Source organism: Streptomyces spinoverrucosus (assembly GCF_006539505.1).
Classification (GTDB): domain Bacteria; phylum Actinomycetota; class Actinomycetes; order Streptomycetales; family Streptomycetaceae; genus Streptomyces; species Streptomyces spinoverrucosus.
On the sequence record NZ_BJND01000111.1, the window covers coordinates 1 to 16,969 of the forward strand.

Sequence of the window (16,969 nt, forward strand, 5' to 3'; positions counted from 1 at the left end):
ATTGACCGAGGATGTCGTGGTCATGGCTCTGCTTTCGTGATCCTTTTTCGGCCCTCGTGGCCTCGGTGGTGTTCTTGGAGATCGAGGGCTGTGGGGCGCGCCCCGGCGCCCCGCAGCCTTGTCAGACGTCAGCCTGTGATCTGCACGTAGAAGTAATCCCGTGCGTTACCGTCCAACATGCGGTTGAAGGAGTAGAAGTTCCCCAGCTGGGCGCCGCCGGAGCGGTTGTCGCTGTACGAGATGGGCCGGGCGGAGTAGTTCGTGCCGGCGTTGAACGCTCCCTGGTGGGTGGATTTGAACGGGTACTCGTCGCAGTCGAGTGTGCCGTTGGCGCTGTAGTCGGGGCCGTAGTACTGGTAGCAAGTGGCCACCGCCTTGTCGGTGTTCTTCTGTTGCAGTGCCGTGTCGACGGTTCGGCTGAGCGGCATCGCGGAGTCGACGGAGCCGGGGATCTGCTTGTTCGGATCCGACGGTCTGGTCGTTTCGGGGTAGTACTGGGCCTGGTAGACGTGCAGGGCCTCCTGAGTCGCGCCTGAGTTCACGCTGAGGGAGAAGACCGAGGTCACATCCGGAAACACACAGCCGGTACCGGCTTGTGTGGACACGATGTACGGGGCGGAGTCGCAGCGGAAGGTGTTGGATCCGAAGGAGGCCGAGGTACCGCCCGTGAGGCTGACCGTTGTCTGGAAGTCGTACTGGCCGATCTTCTCGTCCCCGTACCCTCCGGCAGCAGGTGAGTCGAAGCGGAAGTAGGTCGTTGACGGCTCGATGGCCCACTGCGCGAAGGTCTGCGTTTCGGCGGGGTAGGCGGCGACGCAGCTCGCGCCGACCTGGGTCAGACAGCTCATGGAGACAGTCATGGAGTGCGTCCCGGCGTCGCCGTCGAGGTCCCACTCATCGAGGACGTCGACGAAGTCGACGTATCGGGAGACCTTGTCAGCATTGTTGTAGCCGCGGCCCAGGACGGTCTGCCGCCAGTCGGCGGTACCGGTGGTCCTGCACGTTGTGCCCCACCAGTAGGTGGTGCATACCTGGAAGGTGGCTTTGAAGTAGCTGACCGCGCAGTAGTCGAAGTGGTCGATGACGTGACCGGAACTGCGGTATGCCTGCCCGTCGTTCTGGCATGACTCGGCGGTGATGCTCGGCCCGTAGGTGGCTGAGGCCATCGGCCGGGGCCCCGACGTAAGCGCATCGATGCTCGCCGCCGACGGGCTGTTCTCGGTGCCGTCGGTATAGACGCTCTGTCCTTGAGGAAGCTTCGCCACCGGAACGGTTTCGGTGTCGACCGTCAGGGCCTCGGCGCCGGTCTGGGTGGGCTCGGTCAGCGTGGTCGCGCTGATGGGCTTGCCACCGGCATCCGGCGGCCCGTCGTAGCGGGTGATCGTCGTGGTCTCCTTGGTGGAGGCGTCTGAAGCCTCCGCTGCCACGGCGGGTGTGTCGTTATCAGCAGCATCGCTGCCGTGATCATGAGAAGCGCTTGTCTGCGCATGGTCTCCTGCCGGGAAGGACAAGGACAGCGACGGGGTGTCGTGTCCTTTGCTTCACGCAGCCATGGAGTGCATCCGTCGGTAGAGGTTCACGAATCTTCCTGACAGCCCGTCACCGGTGTGGGCAGGGGCGGCGGTGTCGGGCCGCCTGCATCAAACGCGCAGGCCGCGTCATCCGACCCGAGCCGCGCCGGGACACTGGGAGTACTGACGTGCAGATCCGGCGCGGGAACGGCCTCCACCGCAACTGCGGGCAGGGCCGGGACATCCAGAGGTACAGCAGGGGAACCGGCGCCGGTCCGCGGGCTTCTCATCGACGCCGTCGCGCCAAGCGAGGCAGGTCTTTCATCCGGCACAGCTGTGACCTCAGGTGGCCCTGCGCTCACTGGCACAGCAGGTCCTACAAGAGATGCGGAAGTGGAGGGAGCGCGGTCGGAGTCGCTTTCACCTCGTATCTCCGCGGGCAGGACACGAACCTCCGGTGGGCGCTCCGGATCGGCACTGGGCTTCATCGGCGAAATGACGACCACCACCGCCAGGGCGGCCGCGGCGACAAGCGGCGGGGATGTCGGGGCCAATCGGGCGGCGTCCGCAGCCCATCTCCGCCATGCGACGACGAGCCCCGGCGCAGACGCCAGAACGGCTTTCAGGGTGCACCTCGCCCGGGCCAACAATGACTCAGCCGTCCGATAACTGACCTCGAGCCGCTCCGCTACCTGCCCGACAGTGAGGTCCTCCGCCCGCAGCCGCAACGCACGGGCCTGCCGCTCCGGCAGACGCGAGACCCCCCCGCAAGCCACTGAGCCTCCGCCTGATCACACACACGCTCATCGACCGGCACCACCACGTGAACAGGCACGCGATCCCACCGGCGCTGCTCACGGACACGCTCCCGATGAGCGTCGGCACACAAATGCACCGTCACCTTCATCAGCCAGGGAGCGAGCTTTTCGTCAGCGCCACGTGAGGACTCGACTGCCCGCGTCATCGCCTCTTGAACAACGTCTTCAGCGTCTTCCGCAGTCGCCGTTCGACGGCGCGCGGCCCGCATCAAGGCGTCCCGATGCTGCCAGACGGCATGCCAGACCGCCGAATCCCCTGAGCTGTGTCCGTCAATGCCGCTGTCAACATCTACCGGCGCCACAGACCCCTCCGCAGAAGATCAAACATCAGTACGGAAGAGTACCCATGGCGCAGAGGAAGCGGTGGACCTGCGCCCCGCGAGACCGTCACCCTCGACCCGATCAGGCTCTACGGGAGTGTCAATCTAACGGCGAATCCGACGATCGCGAGAGAGACGTCAAGCGATTGATGCCGCCGTGGAGTTGGAGACCGTGGAGCCTTCCGAGAGTGCCCAGCCCGGGCAGCCTGTGCCCGTGTCCGACGAACAACTGGTCGCGATGCTGGTGGAGCGGGCCCGGTCGGAGGGGCTGCAGCTGACCGGGCAGGGCGGACTGCTGCAGCAGCTGACCAACCGGGTGTTGGAATCTGCCCTGGAAGGCGAGATCACCGAACCGCCCGTTGGAGTGACACTCTGTCGGATTGTCGCACGGCCGATGTGCGTGCGGCCATGAGCTGCGGGTCGAGGTCGTCGGCGGACACGCTGTACCGAGCACGGCAGGCGCCGACGGCTCCAAGGCTCAACTTCTTCACCAGCCGCGAGGCGGTAGCCCGATGGGCCGCCGCGCACCCCACGCTCGCCACGCCGGTCCTGGACCTGTAGCAGGCCCTCGACCTGGCCGTCGCCTGCTTCGGCGATCTGCTCAGGGCGTCAAAAACAGGGTCGGTACGGGTAGGGGACCGGGGCCCTGACCCTGGAAGCGCTCCACGCCGACCCCTATAACCGGGAGCCTGACTTCTCCGAGTACACCTACCTGAACAAGGCCGCGCACAAGACCGACGCCACCACTGCTGACTACGAGACCTTCCTGACGGTCAACGGGCAGCCGGTCAACGTCAGCCCGCATCCGGGCCACAGCCGGCTACTGGCTGCACGGTGAATGGATCGAGGGTCGGCGGGACAGCGCCGGCTTGTCACCCCTGGAACAAGGGGGACCGGGTCACCATCCGGGTCACCGTGCAGAGCGGCTGGGCCGAGGGGGGCTGCATCCTGTGACGCAGCGGCCGGGGCAGGACGAGCCGCGCACGTATCCTGCCGGTATGGCCGTCCCCCCTGCCCCGGCCTTCCGGCCGGCCCTGTACCGGCTGCGGCTGCGGCACGGTGTGGACTTCGCGCGCCGTCCGGAGCCGCTGGGACAGGTGGAGTACCTCCCCCCGGAGCACCGCCGCTGCGGCCTGGTCACCGTCGAGTACGAACTTCACGCGAAGCCGCCCGCCCGCTGGCGGCTGTGCCGGGTCCGCGGTGTCGGGGGTGAGACTCCGGGGCGCGACGAAATCCTGGTCGTCGAGGATCGCTGGTACTGGTTTCATCCGAACGACGACGTCGAGTACGACGAGTACCGGCCGGAGGACGCCGCCCCGTACGACGCGTACCAGCAGACCGTCCCGGATCATTTCCAGCATCTGTTCGAGCCGGATTCCCTGCTGGCGCTGTGCCAGGTGCAACGGACACCACCGGCGGTCCTGCTCGGGCGAAGCGTACGGGTGGTGGTGGCGCATCCGCGCCCCGGGCACCCGGCTCGGGCCTTCGCCTTGTGGGGGCCGGGAGCCGACGCCTACCGGCTGCACATCGACGCGTCCACCGGCCTCGCGCTGCGCGCCGAAGCCTTCGTCGCCGGACATCCGTTCCAGGTCGACGAGGTGGTCGGGCTGGAGCTTGATCCCGACGTGCCGCCCGCTCTGTTCGAGGCCGGCCTGGACCCCAGGGACGTCCTCTACCGCAGGGGTGACATCGGACCCGGCCGACGCGTACCACCCGCACGCGCCGCCAGGTATGCCGCAGCGGAGGGGTTCGACCTTCTGCTGCCGCAGCCCCTGCCGCCCGAGGGGTCACTGCGGATCTGGGACCGCCCCCTCAGCCGACGCGAGATCCGCGTCCAGGTGGACCTGGCCTCCGGCCGCCACGTCGTCATGCTGCAGTACGCGGCTCACGACGCGTCCGGTCCCCCCGCCCTGCGAGGCAGGACCTGCGTCGACGTGAGCGGCACGGCCGACCCGGAGGAGACCGAGAACCTCATGGCACTCCTGGCCCCGTACGCTGACGGGCCCTGACTCCGGGCTCGGCTCGGAGCCGTGGCCCTGTGCAACATCCTCGAATACGGCGACAGAACAGCGGACGAGATCGGTGCCGAGGCCACTGCCGAAGTCCGTGGCCTCGCAGTCCACCCTCGCGTTCCCACCGAACCGACGGACATGCCCGGCTGACGCACACGGACCGACCCCTGAGTTCTCGCTCCAGTCTCGCTGAACCCGCGGGTCACCTGGGGTGTGAAAGATGCGGGTCAACGGGGCAGAGCCACTCCCGTGTCCCGTACTCGTGCAGTCGGATGCGGAGTAATCCTCAGGTAGCGCGGGGCGGCTGGACGGATCGCTCGATGATGGGTGGACAAGCAAGGGAAGCTCCTGGCAGGCACGGGTGATCTCGGTCAAGAACCCGCTGCTGCCAGGAGCTTCGCCTTTCCACAGAGCCTGGATCCGTCAACAGCCCAGCCGCACCGTCGGGTTGGAGAGGGCTAACCGACAGCGTTCAGGCTGCCGATCAGATGGAGGCGCTGACGCTGACGTGGTTGTACTGGCCGGCGGCGGAAGCGGCGCCCATGACCTGGTTCTTGACGGCGTCGACCTGGGCCAGGACATCCGCGTCGCTGGCCGCCGTGGGGCCGGCGACGAGGCTGGCGTGCGGGTTCAGGCCGCCGGAGACGTTGTCGAGGTCGGCGTCGGAGATCTCAACGGTCGCAACCTGGGGAGCGGAGTTCATGATGAAACTTCCCTTCGTATGGATGATCCACAAGGGGGGCGGCCCCGCTGGGGACAGGTAGCGGGCCTCGGCCGCAGGCGTGCGATACCCGTTTCCGGAGACTCTCGCGCGGCCCGTGCGGCGCAAAGGATCAAAGCACGGAGCACGCCGGGCATCCAATCAATCGGCGTACACACCCGGGAAGTTGAACGAACAGGCTGCGCACCCATGGAGGCGTGCACACGGCTTGGGGACGGCTTCTCCACATGCCGCGCGGCACCGGGGCCCGACTGGTGCTGCGACCACGCTTTCGAATGGGACACTCCGCACCAACAGAGCATCATGCGGCAGGCCCTTGTGTAGATCCCTCGCGCACCGCACCGCGGTTGCGCATTCGATGTGCAGATTCACTGAAGCCGGATCGCCACTCCACCTCGAAACTGGCCGTCGTCGATCGATAGCAGACCGTATGCCCAGCTCAGGACGGAGTGCGACGAGCGCAAAGACGTGCCCGGCAGCAACGGTGTGGACGCTCGCCTCGCGAGGGCGGCGGCTGCGCGGCCCCGGCCACCCTGCAGATCGGCATCGGCGCCACGGTCTCCTCCGGCGGCTGCTGAGCCGCCAGCCCACCCTTTCCGGCCGGAGGTGCGCCATGTCCCGCGTACAACTGGCCCTCCGTGTCCCAGATCTCGACCCGTCCGTGGCCTTCGACAGCAAGCTGTTCGGCACCGGGCCCGCCAAACTCCGCGACGGCTAAGCCAACTTCGCCATCGCCGATCCCCCGCTCAAGCTCGTCCTGATCGAAGGCACCGCGGGCGAGGCGACCCGCATGGACCACCTCGGCGTTGAGGTCGACAGCACCGAAGCCGTCCACACCGCCACCGCCCGCCTCGGCGAGGCTGGCCTGGCCACCGACGTGGAGAACGACACCACCTGCTGCTACGCCCTCCAGGACAAGGTCTGGGTCCACGGCACCGGCCAGGAACCCTGGGAGGTGTACGTCGTCAAGGCCGACGCCGACACTCTGGCCAAGCAGCAGGGCAGCACCTGCTGCGCCGGCCCGGCCGCGGCCGACAGCGACGCGAGGGAGCCGACGCCTGCAGGCAGCTGCTGCTGATCGCCGGATGACCGGCATTCACGCGAGCCAGGCCGCGACCGGTACGGAGACCGGCCGCGGCCTCGTGCTGCCCTGCCCGCGCTGTGCGCCACCCAGATCAGCAGCTGGGGCATCGTCTGCCACGCTTTCCCGGTCCTCAACGCCCGCATCACTGCCGACACCTTGGTCGCCTGCCACCACCGGTGTCTTCTCGACTGCTCTGACCGCCTCCGCGTTCGCCGGAACCCTGGTCGGTCGCATCCTCGATCGTCGCGGCCCGCACGCACCACAACTGCCCATGGTTCGGCCGTGGAGTGGGGGCGGAAGGGGGTGCAGTGGCGGGCGCGCACGCCGGCGCTGGGCGCTCTGCGCCTTCGGGGTCTGCCGGTCCCTGCGCCCTGCGGCACTGAACCCACTTGGACCTGGCGGAAGGCCGAAAGTGTGACGACCCACCAGACCGTTTGCGTTTCGCTGTGCTGTCGGCCACATTTAGGCAGGTCACGCGCGGTTCTCGGGCTGAAACCTTGCCCACCGCCAGGTCAGCGCCTGGGTCGGAATTTCGCCCTGAGTTTGGCCACACCGAATGTCTCGCGAAGTGGTTTTGACCTGCGAGAATGCTCCAATTTGGGCGGGTGATCGCGCCACTCGGGGCGCTACACGACCGGAAAAGAGCAACGGTCAAAAGACCGTGTGCGTATTGGCGTGTACGCAAAAACCCCCGACCTGTATTTCTGCAGGTCAGGAGCTTTTCCCGGAGTGCCCCCGGCAAGGATTCGAACCTGCGCACACGGCTCCGGAGGGCATGCGCATGACATGCTCCATTGTAGCTCTGACCTGCACGGGAGCGGCGTGGGCCGCGTCATCTCGTCTCGCTCACACGTTCCTCACACGAACGCAGGGAAGGGGCGGGAGGTTATCTCCGGCTGCTGAAAGCCTGTGAACGGGAGATCGGCAAGGGTCGTGCCACGAGCCGCACACGGTGCCAAACCTCTGAACTGCCTCAAACCGCGCTGGTGTACGACGCGGGAGCACGAGGATGACGCCATGTCGATCTGGGACCGGGCTTCTGGCGGTGTTCGCGCCCACTGGAAGTTCGTTGTTACGCCTGCCGGGATTGCCCTCACCTTCTGGAGCAACGGCCTGTACTACACACACCGGGCTCCGGGGATGGTGCTGTTCCTCTGCGGTCTGGTGCTCATCAGGTTGGGTCGGAGGCCTTGGCAGGGGATCACAGAACGTTGGCAGGCCCTGAAACGTATCCGCTGCTGGCTGCGCACGACTTTTAAGAGCCCGGCGTGGATCAGGCGCTGGGGATACCTGAAGCTGACGATCTGGGGAGCGATAGCGTTCAAAGCCGCGCTGTATCCGCTCAATCAGTTCGACAGGATCGTGGCGGACCCGCATCGACTGGTCGACTACGGCAGGAACGCCCAGTTGATGCTGGCGTTCTGCTTCCTGTTCCCTCTCTTTACTCGATGGATAGGACCCAAGGACGACCTGCTTGAACGGTTGGAGGGACGCCTCTGGCGGGCCATGATCAGCCGGACGCTTGCGAACTTCAACGGTGCCTGCGGCCTGGCATTGCTGCTGTACGCGTTGCTGTCCACGCTCTCCCTGGACTATGCCAAGGTGTTGCCAGCGCTGGCCCTCACGATCGGCATCACCACGGTGGTGGCAACACACAAGACGTGGGCCCGCTTCCGAAAGCTGTGCACGCAGGCTCACAAGGACATCCAGGCGCTGATCCGGGCCCTGGAGAAGCCTCCCAACGAGGGCGGCGACTACGAATTCACGGTCCTGGAAGCGTGGGACTTGGTCGAGCGGGACCTTCGCACTCGGGTTGACACGGGCTACGGCTTCGGCACGCGGCTTGCTCCGAAAGCAGTCATTGCCGCACTCGGTGAGAAGTTGGAGGCAGTGAGCAAGGGGGCGCCGGGCGGTGAAGAGGCGCGTGACCAGGCACTGGACGTCTTGAAGACCATTCGGGATGTCTGCGAAGGACGCATCGATGCAGTGGCCTGAGAGGGGAGACAGCGACGTGAGGGGCTGCAACACCCTGGGGTGTTGCAGCCCTGTACTCAGGTCGGACAGGTGGGACACTGGCGAATCTCGCTGTCTCACCTATTTGTGCAGGTCAGGGCTCTAACCGGACAGTCGGACACGTGGGACACTCCTCATGGCGCCCTACGTCGACCTAGGGCCGCCGTGGGAAGCTGGAAGCAGTGAGCCGCTGCCAAGCGAGATCATCGAAGGGGAGGCTAGGTGCCGCCGGCCAGTCCGCGAGACACGTACCTAGAGGTCTCGGGTTCTCTGCGTCAGAAGATCGAGAAGGGCAAGATCCCTGAGAAGCTGCCGTCTCAAGCGAAGCTGATGGAGCTCTACGGCGTGAGCCGCAGCACCATCGAGCGTGCGTTGGGTGACCTCAAGAGCAAGGGCGTGATCGAGTCCGTACAGGGTGCTGGCTGGTACGTGGTGGGGACGGGCGACCGGCGCCCGCTCGTCGAGAAGGTGACGGACCTCTTGCGGGCTGAAGGAGTCAAGGTCGGGGATCCCTTCCCCACCGAGAAGGAGCTGTGCGAGCGGTTCGAGGCTTCGCGGACGGCGATCCGCTCTGCCATTGCGCAGATGGAAGGGCAAGGGCTAATCGGCAAAGGAGCGACGCGCGGGCGGGAAGTCCGCGCGCTTCCCATCGGGCAGGGGGATCGTAGGGCATGACGACGGGCGAGCGCACTGAATTCGACGCTGCGGCGGCCGAGAAACTCTTGCGAAAGGCTTGCGATGTCGCCCGCGTGGATCCGGACGGTATCGAGATGCAGCGGTTTGGCGACCACGCTGTTTTTCGCATCGATGGCGGTCGGATCATTTCGCGCGTCGGCCGGAGCCCCGACCGCCTGTCGTCCGTTCGTCGAGAAGTAGCCGTAGCTCAGTGGCTCGCGGCCAAGGCGTATCCGGCCGTCCGGCTTGTCACGGAAGCCGAACAGCCTGTCGTCATCGACGGCCATCCGGTGACCTTTTGGGAGGGATTGGCCGACGGCGACACGTACGCGAGCACGCGAGAGATGGGCGAATTGCTCCGGCGACTCCATGAATTGGAGCCGCCGACTTTGTCGCTTCCCGAACTTCGGCCCTTCGACAAGGTGAATCAGCGGTTGCAGCGCGCCGCGATCCCATCGGGCACCCGGGCCTATCTCGCCTCTTTGGCAGATGAGTTGGCGGGTGAGTACGACCGGCTAACGTTCGCCTTGCCGACCGGTCACCTGCACGGAGACTTCAATGTCGGCAACGTCCTGCGTGATGCTGCGGGGCACCCGAAGGTTATCGACCTGGACGGCTTCGTGATCGGTCCGCGTGAGTGGGACCTTATGCAGACGGCCATGTACTACGACAGCTTCGGATGGCACACAAAGGCTGAGTACACAGACTTTGTGGAGGGCTACGGCTGCGACGTCCGGAAGTGGTCCGGGTACACAGTCCTCCGCAGCGTGCGCGAACTGTTGATGGTCACCTGGCTTTCCCAGAACGCCGGTACGAACCCACGCGCTGCCGATGAAGTGGCGAAGCGTGTCGACACGCTGCGCTCGGGAGGCTCGCGCCGCGACTGGGCACCCTTCTAGGACTTCTGACGTCTGTCGCGGTCTAGTTCCGGACGGCGCTAGCGCCATCGTCCGATAGCGACTCGTGTGCAGCGTCTACGAACCTTCCTGTTTCTTCTGGAAGTCGAGCGGCCGCCTTTGTGAACGATTGGATGAAGTCTCGGACTGTGGGCTCCGTCAAGGCCTGACCAACGTGCTGGAACGATTGGATGCGAGCGATTACTTCAGTCGCGGTTTTCATGACGTTTGCGCTATGCATAATTGCGTTGGCGGCACGAGCGGCATTCTGGGGACCTGCCAACACGACCTCAAGCCAAACTTCTTTGATGTCACTTTCCGCTGCTGCGCAAGCCTCGGCGATCTCAGGTGTGAAGTCCCGCAACTGCGGATCGTGGCGCATGCCCCTGGTTACTGAGTTCAGGGTCTGGGTTGCTGATATCAGCGCCTTGTAAGCGGCGTGGCGCGCCTCATGTCGTTGGCGCTGATGCTCCGCGCGCGCCGAAATCCTTGCAGTCTCCCGCTGAGACCAACCTGTAGCTAGTGCAGCCCCAATCGTTGCCACCGACCCTGCAAGCGCGCCGCATACAGCGGCCAACCCCGCGTCCATGGCAGCAGATTCTATGTGATTTTCTGATCATTTGTGTCACGCCAGAGGCGGAAGCCGCGGGCCTGTTCTGTGAATGTGCGGAACTCCGCGGCCCGCTTCGTTCTGTCCGTGATGCGGCTCTGGAACTCCCGTACGTACTCGATGCAGCGCGCAGACTTCAGGCCCTCCCCGAGCCGCAGTGCACTGAGCGCAATTTCGAAGCCGCGGCCGATCTCGCCCTGACCGAGGTACGCCTCTGCCTGCACCATGGTCGCGAAGAAATCGCTCCGGTTGTTCAGACCGTCCCCAAAGATGGAGCCCGCGCCCCGCTCCGTCGCCTGCACGGAGCGCCCCAAGTCGCGGAAGCAATGCCCGAACTCGGCTGCCAACTCCACCTCATCGAAGTACGCGATGTACGCCGGATCGCTGTCCGCAGTGCGTCGACTGAGCTGACGTTCCGCTTCGGATAGCGCGAGATCACATCCGCGTTCGTCTCCCAACCGTGCCAGCGCTCGCGCCTCCATCGCGCGGAACTGCGCGGCCAGCGTCGGCGTAAGACTGCCGGCCGGGCCTGTGAGTGCGGCACGGGCAAGGGTTGCGGCTTCGCGGTACCGGCCGACGAACGTGGCCTGGTGGCTCATCGCGGAAAGGATGCTGCCGCCGAGTAGCCGGTCACCGGCTGCTTGCGTCATGCGAAGAGCTTGGATGAAGTACCGCTGTGCGATGCCATGCACGCCGCTGTCGTACGACATCCACCCCGCGAGCAAGAGTGCTTCGGCCACAGCCGAGTGGAGCTCCCTCCCAACGGCGTCGGAGTACTTGCCATCGAGCATGGGTCGCACGTCGGTGTGCAGGTACTGAATCAGCGCCCGCCGGGCGTGGCCACCACCAAACTTGCCGTCAAGCACGCTGAACGCGTCGGCAGTCGAGCGAATCATCTCTACGTCTACGGCGCCGACGGACCGGTTTCCGGACCGCGTGAGTTCACCGTCGGGCGGGGACACGAGCCACCTCACGGAAGCCTCGTTCCAAGCTGCGGAGTCCGGCAGTGCGCGAACCAACGGCTCAGCGTCGGCAAGGTCGGCACGCCAGAGGTCGGCCACGGTGGTGGTCGCAGTCTCGGGGCGGTCCGCGAAGTCGAGACCGAGGTTGGGCTGTATCGCTGAGACCGCCGCATCGCCCATCCCGATATCGTCAATCGTGAGTTGGCGGCCCAGCTTGCGCCCGATGGCGTCTGCGATGAAGCGCGGTATGTCGCCCCGCGGGATAGCCCCCTTGAGCCACCGACTGACGTAGGTGTGATCACAGGTGATGTCCTGGCCTGCGCGTGCGGCAGCGACGACTACCGCGCGGGCCAGCGACTTGTGAGAGAAGCCGCCTTCATCCATGAGCGCGGCCAGCCTGGCGTTCCGGTCTGCCATCGAACCCCCATGAGCGGCCGAAGTCCCAGCTTGACTCAACGTCACTCTACGCAGGTCAGCCCTGGGGGTGCAGGGGGTTTGCACGTCGGAGTGCACGAGTGCACCCCCAAGTGCACGCTCCCGAAGTCCCCTCCACTTGGCGACAGTTGAGTCACCACCGCGAAGCAGGCGGTTCCGAGATCGAAAAGGCCAGAGCGCTTGACGACCCGGAATCGATCTGTCAGCGTGAGTGGTAGGTAATACACACCACGCACTTACCGGGGTGTGCAGCACCGATGTACGTCCGGCGGGTCCTGTGGCTTTGCGGCTACGGGAGCCCCTTCCAGGGGTTACCGCGCTCGTCGGAAGCGTTCGTTCCTTGACAACTGAATGGGGATCACGCCGCCTCTCCTCGGCCAAGTAGGCGGCCACGCGGGCTCTGCCCGCGTGAGGTACAGCGCAACCCAACCCCTCGTAGCGCTCCGGCGCTGCGGCCCCGGATGGCCGTGATGGCGGCAGATCGAATCTGCCTCCGGGGCTCTGCCCCGCCGCGTACGCGGCTTGGGGACGCACACCCCGAGCGGTCGCCTCTCACCACAAGGCCACGACCGCCCGGCACTCCCTATCCCTTCGACATCAGGAGCGCTGCATGCGTGCCTACATCGGCGGTCATCAGGCCGTCTCCGTCAACGACTTCATTGAACTGGCCCTTGGCACCCCCGTTGAGCTGTGGCTCGGGGTCGAGGGTGAGAGCGAGGAAGAGCGTGCGGCCCGGCTGGACGCGGCCCGCGACATCCTCGACGACAACCCCGGCCTCCCGGACGACGTGACCCGTGTCGTCGCCGAGGTGATCGAGGCGCACGCCCCGGAGCTGTTCAACGTCGTCCCGCTGACCCGCCCGGCCGGGCGCCGTCGGCCCTCCCGGAAGGGCGCAGCGGCATGACGGCCACGACCCGTTGCCCGGCCGCTCACCCCGACGACCCGACCCCGTGCGACGGCCCGGCCGTCGTGACCGTGCTGGATCAGTACAACGCCGGGGCGGACGGCTGCGAGCACCACGGGGCCCGACTGCTGGCGTCGTTGGAGCGCGGCAGGGTGTACACCCTGCCTCACGCCCCGGTGGGCACCGCCGTCCGTGTCTTCACCGCCGCGGACAGCATCCCCCCGTTCGTCTGGTACGAGGGCGCCCCGCGAACGCAGCCGAGCCAGCGCAGCCGTGCCGAAAACCGCCGTATGGGGGTGACGGCATGACCACCACCGAAATGGCACAGACCGCTGAGCGTCCGGCGGTGCCGCCGCTCACCCGCCCGGAAATGGGCCTCGCCGGAGTCGGCGCGCTGGCCGCTGCCGGGGTCGGCGCGCTCGGTCTGATCTCTTCCTTCGACGCGGTGTCGGCCGCTGCGGCCCGGTGGGGATTCGGTGAGCCGTGGATGCTGCCGGTCGGTATCGACGTGGCTATTCCGGTGTTCACCGTGGCCAACCTGCTGTTGGTCCGGATGGACATGGCGCTTGCGTGGGTGCGGTTCGTGCCCTGGGTGCTCACCCTCGTTACCTGCGGGCTGAACGTCGCTGCCGGGCACGGTGTGTGGGCGAAGGTGGCGCACGGGACGATGCCGCTGCTGTGGGTGGTGTTCTCCGAGATCGGCGCGCACATCTATGCCGTCCGCATCGGCGCCGCCACCGGCCGACGCATGGAAAAGATCCGCTGGTCCCGTTGGATGCTCGCGCCGCTGTCCACGTTCGCCCTGTGGCGGCGCATGACGCTGTGGGAAGTCACCTCCTACAGCACGGCGCTCGCCTGCGAGCGCGAGCGGCTGCTGGCCCGTGCGGACCTGCACGAGCGCTACGGCTGGCGCTGGCGCTGGAAGACCCCGCGGCGCGAGCGCGTGATGCTGCGCATGGGCGAACTCGCCCCCGCCGGCGACGACGCACCGGTCAGCCCGAAGCCGAAGCCGAACCCGGAGCAGGCGGCCGAGAAGCCCAAGCGCGAGGCACCGAAGCCGCCGCGCAAGCGGCAGACCAATGCCAAGTCGGCGCAGCGCACGACGGCCGAACTGCTCGCTGAGGCGCGCACGGTCACGGCCGACTGGAAGGACAGCCAGATCAACGCCGAAGCACTGCGCAAGGAACTGCACTGCGGCTCCGGCCCCGCCCGGCAGGTGCGTGACGCCCTGCTCGCCGAGCGGACCGACGGCCGCTCCCTGCACCCCGTCGACGCTCCCGACGCCACCGCGTCCGGCGACGACGCCGAGGGGGTGGCCGCGTGAACACCCTGGCCACGGTCCTGCTGTCCACGCTGCCTCTCGCCGCAGGGTGGGCGGTCCACGTGCGGTGGCTCAGCCGCTGCCTGAACACCGCCCGGCGTGACCCGCTCACCGGGTTACGCACCCGCGACGGCTTCACCCGCCGCGCCACGGCCCTGCTCAAGGACCCGCGCGCGGTCGTGGTGCTGGCCGACGTCGACAAGTTCAAGCAGGTCAACGACACGTACGGGCACGCGGCCGGGGACGCGCTGTTGAAGGCGACCGCCGACCGCCTCGCCCACCACGTCGGCCGCTCCGGCGTCGCCGGGCGGCTCGGAGGCGATGAGTTCGCCGCCGTCCTCATCGACAACCACGGCACCGCCGCGGACCTGCTCGCCGTGCTGCACGGCGTGCTCGCCCGGCCGGTCGACGGCCAGGACCCGCACGTGTGCACCACGGTCTCACTGGGCTGGGTGCATGCCGCGGACTTCCCCGCAGATGACCTGTCCGGGTTGCTGCGGCGGGCGGATGAGGCAATGTACGCGGCCAAACAGGCCCGTGCCGGAACCCGCCGCGCCGGGCTGGGCTGGCTGTTCGCCACCGTCACCGGACGCCGCGCCGGCCGGACCGGCGCCCGCACCGATGCGCCCGTAATCGAGGTGGCGGCATGACGGCCCCGCGGATCGGCTCGGTCTGCACCGGATACGGCGGCCTGGACATCGCCGTCCAGGCCGTGTTCGGCGGGGAGTTGGCGTGGGTGGCGGACAACGACCCCGGCGCCGCGATCATCCTCGCCAGCCACCACCCGAAGGTGCCCAACCTCGGGGACATCACCGCCCTGGACTGGCACGGCGTCGAGCCGGTCGACATCTACATCGGCGGCTATCCGTGCCAGCCGTTCAGCACCGCGGGCAAACGGAAGGGAACCAAGGATGCCCGGCACCTCTGGCCGCACATCGCCCGCGCCCTTGGGGTTCTACGACCCCGACTCGCGGTCTTTGAAAACGTCGCAGGGCACCTTTCCCTCGGCTTCGACACCGTCCTTGGAGACCTTGCCCGCATCGGGTTCGATGCGGACTGGTGCTGTGTACGCGCGTCGGATATCGGCGCCGCACACCAGCGCAACCGGCTCTTCTTCTGGGCCTGGCCTGCCGACTCCGGCGGCCCGGGACTGGCGCGGCGGTGGGCAGAGCGGACAACTGCCCACCGTTGTGGCCCTGTTGCCGACGCCATCGACCTCGGAAAACACCGGGGCGGGGCACGCGGCACAGGGCGGGATGAACCTGCGGCACGTCGTCTCGCTGCTGCCCACCCCGCGGGCATCGGCGAACGAGAACCGGCAGACGAAACGCTCTCCCTCGCAGGCGGCGGGCAGGCACGGCAAAAGCCTGGCCGCGGAGGTGGGCGAGCTGCTGCCGACCCCGGCAGCGGCGACGTGGCCGAGCAACCAGTCGCCGAGCCCGGGAGCGGCGGTGCGCCCCTCGCTGCACCAGGTCTCGGAGTTGACTGGGGACCGTACGCCGCGGCGGTCGAAAGGTGGACGCAGGTCATCGGCCGCCCCGCCCCCCGGCCAACTGACGCTCTGGGACGGCTGAACCCGCCGTTCGTCGAGTGGCTGATGGCCCTGGACGACGGCCACGTCACCGCCGTGCCCGGCCTGTCGCGCACGGCCCAGCTCAAGGCGCTCGGCAACGGCGTGGTCTGGCCCCAAGCCGTCGCCGCCCTGCGCATCCTGCTCAACCGGTCCGAACCTCCGGCATGGGGGAGGGCCGCGGCATGAAGTCACACCCCATCGTCGGCGCCGCCGTGTTCACCGCCGTGATGGAGGCGGCCGGCTACCGCTGCCAGTGCAGCGGAGAGTGCGGCCAGCCCCACACCAAGGGTGACGGCCGGTGTCTGCACGAGCACGACCACTACACCAGCAAGCACGGGCGCCGGGTGCGGCTGATGGCTGCGCCGGTCGACCCGCTCGCCACCGACGTTGCCGCCGCCCGCCTCCCGGCGAGCGAGCTGCGCGCGTGGTGTCCCGACTGCCACGGCGCCGCTGCCCGGCTTGCCCGCAAGCGGCTGCCCGCGGCCCCTACGGATCAGTGCGGCCTGTTCGACCTGTAGCCGACAGGGGCCCGGCCTTGCCCGCCAAGACAGCGGCCGGGCCCCGTCACCCCTCCCAGAGAGAAGGAACTCTCAGTGAACCACCCCGACGACAACGAACTGTTCAACCGACTCGAAGCCGAGATGGCCGCCGACTCCGGCGCCGAGGTAGTCGACCTGAACAAGGCCCGATCGGCGCGCGGCGAGTCGGCCGACCCCGCCACCGACTCGACTGCCGACTCCGGGCCGACCGAGTCGGCCGACCCGAGCGCCGACCGGTCGGCCGACTCGGTCGACGACGACAGCGACGACCGGTCGGCCGTGATGGTTGACGGTCCGGCCCCGGCCGGTCCGGGCCTGATGGACCGACTCCGGTCGGGTCAGCGGCGCGAGGTGATCCCGGCGTGGGCGCGGTCCAAGCCGGAGTTCGTCACCGCGCTCGGCTGGCTGGGTGGCTACGCCTGGCACACCACCGCCTTCCACGCGGTGCGGCTGCCCTGGTACTCCCTCCGTCTCGCCTTCCAGGCCCCGGCCGGGGTGGCGAAGTTCGTCGGTGGCGCGATGCGCTGGGTCGCCGACACGGAGGGCGAGCCGCTGCGGCAGGTCGCCGCGCGGCG

Annotated in this window: 15 protein-coding genes and 4 pseudogenes; 14 read left to right on the plus strand and 5 right to left on the minus strand. The window is 67.5% G+C overall.

Features of this window, described 5'->3' with window-relative positions; genetic code table 11:
* Window positions 1–128 precede the first annotated feature (128 nt).
* The 3 genes from SSP24_RS40575 to SSP24_RS45485 form a co-directional block, all read right to left on the minus strand.
* Window positions 129–1,427, minus strand: coding sequence for a NucA/NucB deoxyribonuclease domain-containing protein (locus SSP24_RS40575; RefSeq protein ID WP_141315999.1), 1,299 nt, complete (start codon window positions 1,425–1,427; stop codon window positions 129–131).
* 149 nt (window positions 1,428–1,576) lie between these two features.
* The gene (locus tag SSP24_RS45480; protein WP_141316001.1) at window positions 1,577–2,287 is read right to left on the minus strand and encodes an RNA polymerase sigma factor; all 711 of its coding nucleotides are present in this window, start codon (window positions 2,285–2,287) and stop codon (window positions 1,577–1,579) included.
* Window positions 2,200–2,631 carry an RNA polymerase sigma factor gene (locus tag SSP24_RS45485; protein WP_141316003.1) on the minus strand — a complete coding sequence of 144 codons (432 nt, stop codon included), beginning with the start codon at window positions 2,629–2,631 and terminating at the stop codon, window positions 2,200–2,202. Before SSP24_RS45485 ends, SSP24_RS45480 begins: the two co-directional genes overlap by 88 nt.
* 175 nt (window positions 2,632–2,806) lie before the next feature.
* Between SSP24_RS45485 and SSP24_RS40590 the strand changes: the two are divergent.
* Together SSP24_RS40590 and SSP24_RS40595 are read left to right on the plus strand one after the other, a co-directional pair.
* A pseudogene (locus SSP24_RS40590) lies at window positions 2,807–3,001 on the plus strand (IS256 family transposase); the annotation flags it as partial.
* A gap of 646 nt (window positions 3,002–3,647) precedes the next feature.
* Entirely contained in the window at window positions 3,648–4,658 is a 1,011-nt protein-coding gene (locus tag SSP24_RS40595; RefSeq protein WP_141316007.1) for a hypothetical protein, read from the plus strand.
* Window positions 4,659–5,145: 487 nt separating this feature from the next.
* Here the strand turns inward: SSP24_RS40595 and SSP24_RS40600 are convergent, their stop codons facing one another.
* Complete coding sequence (locus SSP24_RS40600; RefSeq protein WP_141316009.1) at window positions 5,146–5,364, minus strand: hypothetical protein; 219 nt, start codon at window positions 5,362–5,364, stop codon at window positions 5,146–5,148.
* A gap of 631 nt (window positions 5,365–5,995) precedes the next feature.
* Here SSP24_RS40600 and SSP24_RS40605 point away from each other — a divergent pair.
* The 5 genes and pseudogenes from SSP24_RS40605 to SSP24_RS40625 all read left to right on the plus strand — a co-directional run bounded on the left by SSP24_RS40605 (window position 5,996) and on the right by SSP24_RS40625 (window position 10,053).
* Window positions 5,996–6,460: pseudogene (locus SSP24_RS40605) on the plus strand (ArsI/CadI family heavy metal resistance metalloenzyme).
* A 7-nt stretch (window positions 6,461–6,467) separates the two neighbouring features.
* Window positions 6,468–6,719, plus strand: a pseudogene (locus tag SSP24_RS44700) (MFS transporter); the annotation flags it as partial.
* A 764-nt stretch (window positions 6,720–7,483) separates the two neighbouring features.
* Window positions 7,484–8,461, plus strand: a complete 978-nt coding sequence (locus SSP24_RS40615) for a hypothetical protein (protein WP_141316011.1) — start codon at window positions 7,484–7,486, stop codon at window positions 8,459–8,461.
* 240 nt (window positions 8,462–8,701) lie between these two features.
* Window positions 8,702–9,154, plus strand: a complete 453-nt coding sequence (locus tag SSP24_RS40620) for a GntR family transcriptional regulator (RefSeq protein WP_141316013.1) — start codon at window positions 8,702–8,704, stop codon at window positions 9,152–9,154.
* Window positions 9,151–10,053: a phosphotransferase enzyme family protein gene (locus tag SSP24_RS40625; RefSeq protein WP_141316015.1), complete on the plus strand. Its 903-nt coding sequence runs from the start codon at window positions 9,151–9,153 to the stop codon at window positions 10,051–10,053. Before SSP24_RS40620 ends, SSP24_RS40625 begins: the two co-directional genes overlap by 4 nt.
* Window positions 10,054–10,650: 597 nt before the next feature.
* On the opposite strand, the gene SSP24_RS40630 is transcribed toward SSP24_RS40625, so the two are convergent.
* Entirely contained in the window at window positions 10,651–12,039 is a 1,389-nt protein-coding gene (locus tag SSP24_RS40630) for an NsdA family TPR-like regulatory protein (protein WP_141316017.1), read from the minus strand.
* Window positions 12,040–12,667: 628 nt separating this feature from the next.
* Here SSP24_RS40630 and SSP24_RS40635 point away from each other — a divergent pair.
* The 7 genes and pseudogenes from SSP24_RS40635 to SSP24_RS40665 form a co-directional block, all read left to right on the plus strand.
* Window positions 12,668–12,961 carry a hypothetical protein gene (locus tag SSP24_RS40635; protein WP_141316020.1) on the plus strand — a complete coding sequence of 98 codons (294 nt, stop codon included), beginning with the start codon at window positions 12,668–12,670 and terminating at the stop codon, window positions 12,959–12,961.
* Window positions 12,958–13,269 (plus strand): hypothetical protein, encoded by a 312-nt coding sequence (locus SSP24_RS40640; protein WP_141316022.1) that lies wholly within the window; start codon window positions 12,958–12,960, stop codon window positions 13,267–13,269. The genes SSP24_RS40635 and SSP24_RS40640 overlap by 4 nt, the downstream gene beginning before the upstream one ends.
* Window positions 13,266–14,285, plus strand: a complete 1,020-nt coding sequence (locus tag SSP24_RS40645; protein ID WP_141316023.1) for a DUF2637 domain-containing protein — start codon at window positions 13,266–13,268, stop codon at window positions 14,283–14,285. The genes SSP24_RS40640 and SSP24_RS40645 overlap by 4 nt, the downstream gene beginning before the upstream one ends.
* Window positions 14,282–14,932, plus strand: a complete 651-nt coding sequence (locus tag SSP24_RS40650) for a GGDEF domain-containing protein (RefSeq protein WP_141316025.1) — start codon at window positions 14,282–14,284, stop codon at window positions 14,930–14,932. The genes SSP24_RS40645 and SSP24_RS40650 overlap by 4 nt, the downstream gene beginning before the upstream one ends.
* Complete coding sequence (locus tag SSP24_RS40655) at window positions 14,929–16,041, plus strand: DNA cytosine methyltransferase (protein WP_141316027.1); 1,113 nt, start codon at window positions 14,929–14,931, stop codon at window positions 16,039–16,041. Before SSP24_RS40650 ends, SSP24_RS40655 begins: the two co-directional genes overlap by 4 nt.
* Window positions 16,038–16,373: a hypothetical protein gene (locus SSP24_RS40660; protein ID WP_141316029.1), complete on the plus strand. Its 336-nt coding sequence runs from the start codon at window positions 16,038–16,040 to the stop codon at window positions 16,371–16,373. The genes SSP24_RS40655 and SSP24_RS40660 overlap by 4 nt, the downstream gene beginning before the upstream one ends.
* A 75-nt stretch (window positions 16,374–16,448) precedes the next feature.
* Window positions 16,449–16,969: pseudogene (locus tag SSP24_RS40665) on the plus strand (cell division protein FtsK); the annotation flags it as partial.

What these genes read in the sequence shown, in the direction of transcription:
- SSP24_RS40595 (WP_141316007.1), top strand. Translation starts at nt 3,648, where the DNA reads ATGGCCGTCCCCCCTGCCCCGGCCTTCCGGCCGGCCCTGTACCGGCTG.
- SSP24_RS40660 (WP_141316029.1), top strand. Translation starts at nt 16,038, where the DNA reads ATGAAGTCACACCCCATCGTCGGCGCCGCCGTGTTCACCGCCGTGATG.
- SSP24_RS40645 (WP_141316023.1), top strand. Translation starts at nt 13,266, where the DNA reads ATGACCACCACCGAAATGGCACAGACCGCTGAGCGTCCGGCGGTGCCG.
- SSP24_RS40655 (WP_141316027.1), top strand. Translation starts at nt 14,929, where the DNA reads ATGACGGCCCCGCGGATCGGCTCGGTCTGCACCGGATACGGCGGCCTG.
- SSP24_RS40625 (WP_141316015.1), top strand. Translation starts at nt 9,151, where the DNA reads ATGACGACGGGCGAGCGCACTGAATTCGACGCTGCGGCGGCCGAGAAA.
- SSP24_RS40600 (WP_141316009.1), bottom strand. Translation starts at nt 5,364, where the DNA reads ATGAACTCCGCTCCCCAGGTTGCGACCGTTGAGATCTCCGACGCCGAC.
- SSP24_RS40640 (WP_141316022.1), top strand. Translation starts at nt 12,958, where the DNA reads ATGACGGCCACGACCCGTTGCCCGGCCGCTCACCCCGACGACCCGACC.
- SSP24_RS40615 (WP_141316011.1), top strand. Translation starts at nt 7,484, where the DNA reads ATGTCGATCTGGGACCGGGCTTCTGGCGGTGTTCGCGCCCACTGGAAG.
- SSP24_RS40630 (WP_141316017.1), bottom strand. Translation starts at nt 12,039, where the DNA reads ATGGCAGACCGGAACGCCAGGCTGGCCGCGCTCATGGATGAAGGCGGC.
- SSP24_RS40635 (WP_141316020.1), top strand. Translation starts at nt 12,668, where the DNA reads ATGCGTGCCTACATCGGCGGTCATCAGGCCGTCTCCGTCAACGACTTC.